11 protein-coding genes and 1 riboswitch are annotated in these 10180 nt (G+C 68.7%); of the genes, 9 read left to right on the plus strand and 2 right to left on the minus strand.

What is annotated here, in order from left to right:
* Positions 1-34 precede the first annotated feature (34 nt).
* Together trpS and VGC18_RS07015 are read left to right on the plus strand one after the other, a co-directional pair.
* Positions 35-1042: a tryptophan--tRNA ligase gene (gene trpS / locus VGC18_RS07010; protein WP_331095681.1), complete on the plus strand. Its 1008-nt coding sequence runs from the start codon at positions 35-37 to the stop codon at positions 1040-1042.
* A 2-nt stretch (positions 1043-1044) separates the two neighbouring features.
* Entirely contained in the window at positions 1045-1599 is a 555-nt protein-coding gene (locus VGC18_RS07015) for a GNAT family N-acetyltransferase (protein ID WP_331095660.1), read from the plus strand.
* 239 nt (positions 1600-1838) lie between these two features.
* Here the strand turns inward: VGC18_RS07015 and VGC18_RS07020 are convergent, their stop codons facing one another.
* On the minus strand, positions 1839-2729 hold the full coding sequence (locus tag VGC18_RS07020) for a hypothetical protein (RefSeq protein ID WP_331095662.1): 891 nt from the start codon (positions 2727-2729) through the stop codon (positions 1839-1841).
* 356 nt (positions 2730-3085) lie between these two features.
* Entirely contained in the window at positions 3086-4795 is a 1710-nt protein-coding gene (locus VGC18_RS07025) for a glycerol-3-phosphate dehydrogenase/oxidase (RefSeq protein WP_331095664.1), read from the minus strand.
* Positions 4796-4894: 99 nt separating this feature from the next.
* Between VGC18_RS07025 and VGC18_RS07030 the strand changes: the two genes are divergently transcribed.
* The 7 genes from VGC18_RS07030 to VGC18_RS07060 all read left to right on the plus strand — a co-directional run.
* Complete coding sequence (locus tag VGC18_RS07030; protein WP_331095666.1) at positions 4895-5911, plus strand: sugar-binding transcriptional regulator; 1017 nt, start codon at positions 4895-4897, stop codon at positions 5909-5911.
* A gap of 21 nt (positions 5912-5932) precedes the next feature.
* A riboswitch (FMN riboswitch) is annotated at positions 5933-6087 on the plus strand.
* Positions 6088-6178: 91 nt separating this feature from the next.
* Entirely contained in the window at positions 6179-7210 is a 1032-nt protein-coding gene (gene ribD / locus VGC18_RS07035) for a bifunctional diaminohydroxyphosphoribosylaminopyrimidine deaminase/5-amino-6-(5-phosphoribosylamino)uracil reductase RibD (protein WP_331095668.1), read from the plus strand.
* Positions 7210-7833 (plus strand): riboflavin synthase, encoded by a 624-nt coding sequence (locus VGC18_RS07040; RefSeq protein WP_331095670.1) that lies wholly within the window; start codon positions 7210-7212, stop codon positions 7831-7833. Before ribD ends, VGC18_RS07040 begins: the two co-directional genes overlap by 1 nt.
* Entirely contained in the window at positions 7830-9134 is a 1305-nt protein-coding gene (gene ribA, locus VGC18_RS07045) for a GTP cyclohydrolase II (protein ID WP_331095672.1), read from the plus strand. Before VGC18_RS07040 ends, ribA begins: the two co-directional genes overlap by 4 nt.
* The gene (gene ribH, locus VGC18_RS07050; RefSeq protein ID WP_331095674.1) at positions 9131-9604 is read left to right on the plus strand and encodes a 6,7-dimethyl-8-ribityllumazine synthase; all 474 of its coding nucleotides are present in this window, start codon (positions 9131-9133) and stop codon (positions 9602-9604) included. Before ribA ends, ribH begins: the two co-directional genes overlap by 4 nt.
* A 36-nt stretch (positions 9605-9640) precedes the next feature.
* Positions 9641-9793 (plus strand): hypothetical protein, encoded by a 153-nt coding sequence (locus VGC18_RS07055; protein ID WP_331095676.1) that lies wholly within the window; start codon positions 9641-9643, stop codon positions 9791-9793.
* A 1-nt stretch (position 9794) separates the two neighbouring features.
* Positions 9795-10180 (plus strand): hypothetical protein (locus VGC18_RS07060; RefSeq protein ID WP_331095679.1); only part of this gene is annotated, 386 nt, incomplete at its 3' end.

Here is a 10180-nt window from a genome sequence, read left to right on the forward strand (position 1 = left end):
CATCGTTCGTGTTCATCAGAAAAGACCCGTCACCATGAGTTCCAAACCCCGCCTGTTCTCCGGCATCCAGCCCTCCGCCGATTCGCTGCACATCGGCAACTACATCGGGGCCATCGTGCAGTGGAGGCAGATGCAGCGGACGCACGACGCCTACTTCTGCGTCGTCGACATGCACGCCATCACCGTGCCCCAGGAGCCGGCGCTGCTCCGCGAGCAGACCCGCAGGACGGTGGCCCAGTACATCGCCGCCGGCATCGATCCGGCCGAGTCGACGCTCTTCGTGCAGTCCCACGTGCCGGCCCACGCCGAGCTCGCCTGGGTGCTCAACACCATCACCGGCTTCGGCGAGGCCAGCCGGATGACCCAGTTCAAGGACAAGTCGGCCAAGCGCGGGGCCGACACCACCAGCGTCGGGCTGTTCACCTACCCGATGCTCATGGCCGCCGACATCCTGCTCTACGACTCCGTCGTCGTCCCGGTCGGTGAGGACCAGCGCCAGCACCTCGAGCTCACCCGCGACCTCGCCCAGCGGTTCAACGCCCGCTTCGGCGAGACCTTCGTGGTTCCCGAGGTGAGCATCCAGAAGGAGAGCGCCAAGATCTACGACCTGCAGGACCCGACCTCGAAGATGTCCAAGTCGGCCGAGTCCCCCGCCGGGATCGTGTGGCTGCTCGACGAGCCGTCCGTCACCGCGAAGAAGATCCGCGGCGCCGTGACGGACGACGGCCGCGAGGTGCGCTTCGACCGGGTGGAGAAGCCGGGCGTCTCGAACCTGCTGGCCATCTACTCGGCGCTCACGGACATCCCGATCCCCGCCCTCGAAGATCGGTACGCCGGCCGCGGATACGGCGATCTCAAGAAGGACCTCGCCGAGGTCGTCGTCGAGACCTTCACGCCGATGCGGGAGCGCGTGCTCGAGCTCACCGCGGACCCGGCCGAGCTGGACCGCGTGCTGGCAGGCAATGCCGACCGCGCGGCCGAGGTCGCCGGCGCAACCCTGGCCAAGGTCTACGACCGCATCGGGTTCCTGCCCAGGAGGTGAGCATGCGGACTGCGGTCATCGAGACCGAGAGGCTGTGGCTGGATCCCCCGGTCATCGGTGATCGCGAGCGCGTTGTGGAGTACTGCCGTGACCCGCTGTTCGAGAGGTTGATGACCTTGCCGTGGCCCTACGAGGATCGACATGCCGACTTCTTCCTGAACCGTCTGGTCCCGGACGGTTGGGCGGACGGAAGCGAACTCACCTGGGCGCTTCGGTCGGGAGAGGGCGAGCCGCTCCTCGGGGTCATCGGCTGGCGTGCCGGCCGTGGCGACATCGGCTTCTGGTTGGGACGACCGCACCGCGGTGCCGGGCTCATGACCGAGGCCGTCAACGCCGTCGACGACTGGCTGTTCGCCAACCGCCGGGTGGAGCAGATCCTCTGGGAATGCGTCGCAGGGAACCTCGCCTCGGCCGCGGTCGCGAGGAAGGCCGGTTTCCGTTACACGGGCGAGCGGCCGACGACGCTGACCCACCGCGACGGGACGAACCCGCTGTCCTGGCACGGGGTGCTGAAGACGGGAGATCCCCACGAGCCTCGAACCGGCTGGCCGGAGTGATGCTCCCGGCGGTCGGGCTGTTCGACCTCAACGACACCGCTGACATCGGCCGCCGCTTGGTGCCCGGGCCCTCCCCTCTCTCCGCCCGACGCCGTGCATAACTCCTGCAGTGCTGCGGCCCGTGGCGGAATTCGGGCCTGTTGCCACCCGCATTGGGCCGAAGTCGCACGATCCCGGGGAAAACTGCAGGAGTTACGCGCGCGACGGACGTGTGCGCCAGACGCGGAGAGCAGACGGCCCTAGAGGATGACGACGCGGTGGTGGTTCCAGGCGGCCAGCAGGTTGAGCACCGCCGCGAGCACGTCGTTCGGGTAGTACATCGTGCGGTTGTAGACGGGACGCAGGCTCATGTACCCCTGTCTGGCCAGGTCGAGATCACGATTGCGATCGCGCACGTGCAGCTCCCACCCGTCGTGGGCGAGCCGGCTGTCGGCCTCCAGCACGAGGATGCCCTCCACGAGGATGTCGATCCGGCCGACCCCGTCGATCACCACCTGCAGCTGGCAGTCGAGACCGGCGGACCGCATGATCAGCCGCAGCACCGTCTCCTGCCCGGCCTCGCTGCGACCGTCGACCTGCGCGCGCAACGGCCGGAACCGCTCGGGGAGTCGCCGGAACAGCTCATTCAGCTCCGATTCGCCGATTCTCCCGAGGTGGAGCGCGTTGTCGAGGGAGGCGATCGCCAGCCACGGTGACTGGCAGCGGACGGCCTGGTGGAGAGCATCCAGCATTCCGACCGAGAACTCGGTGGCCTCGTCGGGCGCGACGAGCGGCGACCAGTGCAACTCGGCGCCGTCCCTGTTGTCCTCACTCAGCGGTAGGAACCGGTTGCGCGGGGAGCGACACCTCGAGGCCGCCCGATCCAGGTGGACATGCGGGAAGGTGCTGTCGAAGGCGAACACCCCGGCGAGGCTCAGCGCTGACACACATCCGATTCGGCCGCCCACTCGAACGGCCTGCTGGATGAGCCGGGCCGTGCCGGGAAGCGCGTAGTGGTCACGGCGGATCCGGATCAACGTGCCGGTCTGCACGGCCGCGGTCAGACCGCGTCCCGTGGCTCCTGCTGCTCGCAACTGCTCCCGGCTGGCGATCGTTATGCCGTACTCATCGAACACCTCGTTCCATCCCATGCCCAGAAGTGTCGGACCCGCGCCCGGACCGAAAAGGGCGGCAACGGAAAACTGTTCACCAGTCGTCCCGCCGTCCGTCTGTGCATAACTCCTGCAATTCGCGGAGGCGGACGCCCGGCGCCCCGGAAAAGCGGGGTCTACCGGCGGGCTCGGCGGGAATTGCAGGAGTTATGCGCGGCAGGCAGGCGAGCGACGCGAGGGGCGGGCGGCCACAACCCGGCGGGGACGGTCAGCGGGCAGGCCGCACGGGCGACCAGGCCGGGGACGCGCGGACGAGCCGCGGGACGGTGACGCGGGAGCTGCGTCCGACCTGTGCCAGATCGACCGGACGCAGCAGCGCTGGGTACCCGAGCGGGCTAGTGCCCGATCGCGGCGCCGGTCTCGCTGAAGGTCACCCCGTGGAACTCGCTGAGTCCCTTCTCGAGGCGAGTGACCTCCTGGGCGCGCTGCTCGGTGCTCCAGCCGAGGCGGGCGGCCAGCAGGTCGGCGAACTCCTCGACGATCGGGGCGGTCAGCAGGCCGATGAAGGCGAGATCGGTGCGGCGAAGCACCAGGTCGTCGAGATGTACGACGAGCTCGTTGTCGAGGATGTAATTGATCTCCGCGGTGCTATACCTGTCGGTGCTCGTCAGCACGTGGTCGGTGGTTTCCGCGACGATCGCCTGGATGAACCCGGTCGCGCGGGTGCCGTAGCGCTCGAGCAGCTGCAGGGCGCGCTCGGTCGGCAGGCCGGCGGAGTTCGCGGTGGCCCAGGCCTGGCGGGCAGCCTCCGTGGTCGGGAAGCCCTTGCCGCCGCCGATGGCCAGCGCCGTGGTCGACACCGTGCGCTCCTTCTTGAGCAGCGCGAGGGCCTCGTTGGCCATGTGCTCGCCGAGGGCGCGGAAGGTGGTCCACTTGCCGCCGACGAGGCTGAGCAGCGCGGCGGAGCCGAAGGTGCCCTGTTCGATGCGGTAGTCGCGGGAGACGAACCCGGGGGTCTCGTCGTCGTGCCGCGGAAGCGGGCGGATGCCGGCGAAGCGGAACACGATCTGGCTGCGGTCGGTCACGACGTCGGGGAACACGTGGGCAACGAGGTGGAAGAAGTAGCTGACGTCGTCCTCGGTGGCGTACTGCGGTTCGCGCGGATCGGCGTCCGTGTCCGTCGTGCCGACCAGCACCCGGTTTTTGATCGGGTAGATGAGCACGATGCGGCCGTCGTCGTTCTCGAAGAACAGCTCGCGTCCCTTGAGCGCCGAGAACAGCTCGGGGTTGTCGAGCACGATGTGCGAGCCCTTGGTGCCGCCCATGAAGCGGGTCGGGATGCCGAGGGCGTCGTTGGTCAGGTCGGTCCAGGGGCCGGAGGTGTTGATGACCACGTCGGCGGAGAGCACGAACTCGTCGCCGCTGATCTTGTCCCGCACGAGCACGCCGCCGTCGACCGTTCCGATCGCCTCGACGTAGTTGGCGCTGCGCGCGTTGTCGCCGGCGAGTCGGCCGTCGAGCAGGACATCGAGCCCAAGGCGCTCCGGGAAGTTCATCGCGGCGTCGTAATAGGTCGCGGTGTACTTGACGTTCTTGTTCAGCTGCGGCTGCGACTCGAGGGACTTGCGGCGGCCGTGGAACTGGTGACGCGGGACGCTTCCCCCATCGCGGGAGAAGGAGTCGTAGAGGATGAGCCCAACCTTGATCAGCAGGGCGCCGCGCTCGGTGGTGGCCCGCTGCTTGTGGGTGAGGAACCGCAGCGGCGCGGCGGTGATCCCGGAGAAGGTGGAGAACATCGGGATGGTGGTCGGCAGCGGCTTGACGTAGTGCGGCGCGGTCTTGAGCAGGCGGTTGCGCTCCTGAACGGCCTCGCGGACCAGGCGGAATTCGCCGTTCTCGAGATAGCGGACGCCGCCGTGGATCATGTGCGACGAGGCGGCGGAGGCTCCGGAGATGTAGTCGGCCTTCTCGATGAGCGTGACGTCGACGCCCTGCAGCGCGAGTTCCCGGAACGTCGACGCTCCGTTGATCCCCCCGCCGATGACCAGCACCTGCGAACGCGGGTGGGCCTTCAGCTGTGCAACATCTGCTCTGTTGTTGTCCATGGTGATTCGTCTTCCTCTTCATCCACCCGCTGGCTCGGGCGTCTAAACTCATAGTGAGCCACACGGGAGTCTTTTCACCGGTTTTGAACGGATGTGCAGATGGCCGATTCACCCGCGGACGAGTCCGCTCGGGACTCGCGGCGCGTGACGGAGGCGCTCCGGGCCGCGCACCTCTACTACATCCAGAACCTGACCATGGATTCGATCGCCTTCGAGCTCGGGATCTCCCGGTCGTCGGTCTCCCGTCTCATCGGATTCGCCCGCGATTCCGGCCTCGTCGAGATCCGGGTGAACTCCCCGCTCGACCAGCTGTCCGCGCTGCAGCACCAGCTGCACGACAGCTTCGGGCTGACGGCGCACATCGTCCCGGCGAACGACGCGGCGACCGATCTCGACCGCCTGGAGCGGGTGGCGCTGTCTGCTGCACGAATTCTCACCGACTTCGTCGATTCCAACATGATCCTCGGCGTCGCCTGGGGGGCGACGATCGCCTCGGTCAGCAGGCACCTCGTGCACAAGCCGGTGCGGGGCACCCAGGTCGTTCAACTCAACGGCGCGGGCAACGCCCACACCACGGGGCTCGGCTACGCGAGCGAGATCATCGGCAGGTTCGGGGTGGCCTTCGGTGCGATGGTGCAGCAGTTCCCGGTGCCGGCGTTCTTCGACGACCCGGCCACCAAGGCGGCGCTCTGGCGTGAACGCAGCACCGCCAGGGTGCTCGCGCTGCAGAAGAGGATGGACATCGCGCTCTTCGGCATCGGGTCCCCGAACGCCGAGGTGCCGAGCCACGTCTACGCCGGCGGCTACCTCGATCGCTCGGACTACGACTCGCTCACCCGGTCCCGGGTCGTCGGGGACGTCGCGACGATGTTCTTCCGCGCCGACGGCAGCTCCGACGACATCCCGCTGAACGATCGGTCGAGCGGTCCCGATCTGGCCGTGCTCAAGGCGGTTCCGCGCCGCATCTGCGTCGTCTCCGGCCGGGCCAAGCTGCCCGCCCTGCGGGGAGCGCTGGCCGGCGGGCTCATCACCGACCTCGTGGTCGACGAGGTCACGGCGGCCGAGCTGCTCACGGGCGGCGACCGGGCGGGAATATCCGACCCGACATCGCGTTGACTACACTCGTAAGAAGTAAAGAACGTGCTCCGGGGTCGGTGAAAATCCGAACCGGCGGTGATAGTCCGCGACCCGCCGTTTTCGAGTGATCGAGAGCGACGGTTGATTCGGTGGAATTCCGAGACCGACGGTTATGAGGTCGATGGCCTCTCAGTCCGGATGGAAGGAAGCACGCGCACCACGCATTGGCGATCTCCGTCGACCGGTGGTGCGGGTCGACAGCGTCGATCGGAGCCCGGAGCCCGTCCCCCACGGACAGAGGACCGGATGACCGAGACAGCGATAGAGCGGGCCATGCGCCATGCGCTCTCCCTCGCCGCGCACGGCCCCGCCTACGGGGTGAACCCCCAGGTCGGATGCGTCATCCTCGCGGCGGGCGACGACGAGCGTTTCCTCGCCGAGGGCTGGCATCGCGGCGCGGGGACGCCCCACGCCGAGGTCGACGCCCTGGCGAAGCTGAGACCCGAAGACACCCGCGGCGCGACCGCCGTCGTGACCCTCGAGCCGTGCAACCACACCGGCCGCACTGGCCCGTGCAGCGAGGCGCTCATCGCGGCCGGCATCGGCAGGGTCGTCTACGCGGTCTCCGACCCCGGTGCCACCTCCGGTGGCGGAGCGGACCGGATGCGCGCGGCCGGCATCGTGGTCGAGTCCGGCGTGCTTGCCGACGAGGTCTCCGCGGCCATGCGCGTCTGGCTCACCGCCACGAGGCTTCGCCGGCCCTTCGTCAGCGTCAAGTGGGCCTCGAGCCTCGACGGCCGAGCCGCGGCCGGCGACGGGACGAGCCGGTGGATCACCGGCACCGCCGCCAGGCAGCGGGTGCACGAGCAGCGCGAGCTCGCCGATGCCATCCTCGTCGGCACCGGCACCGTCCTCGCCGACGATCCCGCGCTGACGGCGAGGGGCGATGCCGGAGAGCTCATGCCGCACCAGCCAATCCCCGTCGTGATCGGCGAGCGCCCCATCCCCGTCACCGCCAAGGTCTTCGAGCATCCGCAGCCGGTGCTCCTGACGGCGAGCCGCGACCTGGAGGGGATCCTCGCGGAGCTGTTCGAGCGGGGCATCCGTCACGTCTTCGTCGAGGGGGGCCCGACGCTCACGAGCGCGCTCGTCGCGGCGGGACTCGTCGACGAGTATCTGATCTATCTCGCGCCGGTCCTGCTCGGCGGCGGCCGGCTCGCCCTCGGCGACATCGGGGTCGACACGATCGCGGACGCGAGACGACTCATCGTCGACTCGATGGAATCACTCGGCGAGGACCTGCTGATCGTCGCCCGACCCAGGGAAGGCTCCCAGTAATGTTCACCGGAATCATCGAAGAGCTCGGCGAGGTCGTCGAGTGGAACCCGACGGCGGATGCCGGCCGGCTCACGATCCGCGGCCCGCTCGTCGTCTCGGATGCGCGCCACGGCGACTCCATCTCGGTGAGCGGCGTCTGCCTCACCATCGTCGATCGCGGCGAGGACTGGTTCACCGCCGACGTCATGGCGGAGACGATGGCCATGAGCACCCTCACGGCGCCGTCGCCGGGGGACCGGGTGAACCTGGAGCGCGCGGCGCAGGTCGGGGACCGCCTCGGCGGCCACATCGTGCAGGGGCACATCGACGGGACGAGCAGACTGCTCACGATCGTCGAGGGTCAGGCCTGGCGGGTGCTGCGGTTCACCCTCTCCCCCGAGCTCGCCCCGCTCGTCGCGGGCAAGGGGTCGATCGCCGTCGACGGGGTCTCCCTCACCGTGAGCGCGGTCGGCGACGACTGGTTCGAGGTGTCCCTGATCCCGGAGACGCTCGCGGTCACCACCCTCGGCCTCAAGGCCGCGGGTGACGAGGTCAACATCGAGACGGACATCCTGGCGCGGCACGTCGCGCGCCTGATGTCGGTCACCGAATCCAGCAGTACCAACGGAAGGAGCGAGTCATGAGTCTCGCCGACATCCCCACAGCGCTCGACGCCCTTCGCGCCGGCCGCCCCATCATCGTCGTCGATAACGAGAGCCGCGAGAACGAGGGCGACGTCGTTTTGGCCGCCGAGTTCGCGAACCAGGAGTGGATCGCCTGGCTCGTGAACCACTCCTCCGGCTTCATCTGCGCACCGATGACCAACGAGATCGCCGACCGGCTCGAGCTGCCGGTCATGGTCGCCAACAACCAGGACCCGCGCGGCACGAACTACACCGTGAGCGTGGACGCATCCGATCGCCTGAGCACCGGCATCAGTGCCGCGGACCGGGCGCACACCCTCCGCGTGCTCGCCGACCTCCACTCGGAGCCGTCCTCGCTGCACCGCCCCGGCCACATCATGCCGCTGCGCGCGCTCGACGGCGGCGTGCGCGAGCGCGACGGCCACACCGAGGCGTCCATCGACCTGCTCAAGCTGGCCGGGTTGACCCCGGTCGCCGCGATCTCCGAGATCGTGCAGGAGGACGGCGAGATGATGCGCCTGCCCGCCCTCATCCGGCTCGGCGAGCGCGAGGGGGTCGAGGTCGTCACCATCGAGTCCCTCATCGCCTACCTGAACGCGAACCACGGCGACGGGACGGTGCCGGTGGCCGTTCCGATCCCGGAGACCTCGCGGGTGATCTTCGAGGTGGAGACGAACATCCCCACCACCCACGGCACCTTCCGCTTCCGCGCCTACCGGGACCGGATGACCGGGGCCGACCACCTGGCGATCATCTCCGGGGACCCGAAGAACGGCACGCTCATCCGGGTGCACTCCGAATGCCTGACCGGCGAGGTCTTCGGCTCGCTCAAGTGCGAGTGCGGCCCCCAGCTGGATGCGGCGCTCGAGCAGATCAGGGACGAGGGCGGCGTCGTCATCTACATGCGCGGTCACGAGGGCCGGGGAATCGGCCTGATCAACAAGCTCAAGGCGTACCGCCTCCAGGAGGACGGACTGGACACCCTTGACGCCAACGTCGCGCTCGGCTTCCCCATCGACGGTCGGGACTACGGCGCCGCGGTCGCTATCCTGGAGGACCTCGGCATCTCCGAGGTCCGCGCCATCACCAACAACCCGGAGAAGCTGCGGCAACTGCGGGAGCGCGGGATCACGGTGACGGAGCAGGTCCCGCTCGTCGTCGGCGTCGGGAGCCTGAACGAGGGCTACCTGGAGGCCAAGCGCGACCGCATGGGACACATCCTGCCCAACGACACCGAACTGGAACGGGCCGCGTCGGCACAGCGGCGCATCCTCGAAACCCCGAAAGGACACCTCGCATGAGTGGAGACGGAGCACCGGAGATCACCACCGACGGAACGGGACTCAAGGTCACGATCGTCGCCGGACGCTGGCACGAGAAGATCGCCGACGGGCTCATCGCCGGGGCACGCCGGGTGCTCGAGGCCGCTGGCGCCGAGATCACCGAGATCCGCGTCCCCGGGAGCTTCGAGCTGCCCGTCGTCAGCAAGGCGGCGCTCGTCAACGGGGCGAACGCGGTCGTGGCCCTCGGGGTGATCATCCGCGGGGGAACCCCGCACTTCGAGTTCGTCGCCGATGCCGCGACGAGCGGCCTCACCCGGGTGGCGATCGAAACCGGCAAGCCGATCGGTTTCGGCGTGCTCACCCTCGAGGACGAGCAGCAGGGTCTCGACCGCGCCGGGCTGCCCGGCTCGAGCGAGGACAAGGGCGCGGAGGCGGCTTCGGCGGCCCTCGCGACCGCGCTCATCATCCGGAGCATTCCCACCAGGTAGGGGCGTTCCGGGAGGGCCCTCGGTAGGATCGAAGGCGTGTCCAATCCGTTCCGAGTGCTGATCGTGGTGGCGCTGGTCGTCGCGATCGCCGCGGTGGTCGGATTCGTCTACGTCGTGTTCGTGGATCCGGGCAACAACGGTTCGCTGAACGTGAGCGCAGCGCTGGCGTCGTTCGCCGGAACCGCCTGAGGTGCGCGGTCCCAACCGGCTCTTCGCCTGGGCCTCCCTGCTCGTGGCGATCGTGCTGGCCGTCCTGTTCGTCTTTCACGTCTTCGTCGTGCCCGCCCCGGCAAAACCCATCGAGAGCCTGAGCTTCGTGCAGTCCCAGGCGGTGCCGGACTTCGAGGACAGCAGGCACCTGGTGCGCGATCCGGTGCGCATCCACCGGTTCGACTCCCTGGTGAAGAAGTACTCGATCGACCTGGAGCACGTCAACCCCGCGCTCAACGACGCCTGCACCGGCGGACTGGCGACGAACATCACCGTCGCCTTCCGGGGAGGCTCGACGGCCGCGTTGCGGATCTACGACTGCCAGGGCTCGGTTCCGAAGGGCACCTTCGTGACGGATGCGACGGC

Source organism: Lacisediminihabitans sp., assembly GCF_036404185.1.
Taxonomy (GTDB): Bacteria; Actinomycetota; Actinomycetes; order Actinomycetales; family Microbacteriaceae; genus Lacisediminihabitans.

Bases quoted from the DNA above. Each gene is read 5' to 3' on its own strand.
- trpS (WP_331095681.1), top strand. From the start codon at position 35: ATGAGTTCCAAACCCCGCCTGTTCTCCGGCATCCAGCCCTCCGCCGAT.
- VGC18_RS07015 (WP_331095660.1), top strand. From the start codon at position 1,045: ATGCGGACTGCGGTCATCGAGACCGAGAGGCTGTGGCTGGATCCCCCG.
- VGC18_RS07020 (WP_331095662.1), bottom strand. From the start codon at position 2,729: ATGGGATGGAACGAGGTGTTCGATGAGTACGGCATAACGATCGCCAGC.
- VGC18_RS07025 (WP_331095664.1), bottom strand. From the start codon at position 4,795: ATGGACAACAACAGAGCAGATGTTGCACAGCTGAAGGCCCACCCGCGT.
- VGC18_RS07030 (WP_331095666.1), top strand. From the start codon at position 4,895: ATGGCCGATTCACCCGCGGACGAGTCCGCTCGGGACTCGCGGCGCGTG.
- ribD (WP_331095668.1), top strand. From the start codon at position 6,179: ATGACCGAGACAGCGATAGAGCGGGCCATGCGCCATGCGCTCTCCCTC.
- VGC18_RS07040 (WP_331095670.1), top strand. From the start codon at position 7,210: ATGTTCACCGGAATCATCGAAGAGCTCGGCGAGGTCGTCGAGTGGAAC.
- ribA (WP_331095672.1), top strand. From the start codon at position 7,830: ATGAGTCTCGCCGACATCCCCACAGCGCTCGACGCCCTTCGCGCCGGC.
- ribH (WP_331095674.1), top strand. From the start codon at position 9,131: ATGAGTGGAGACGGAGCACCGGAGATCACCACCGACGGAACGGGACTC.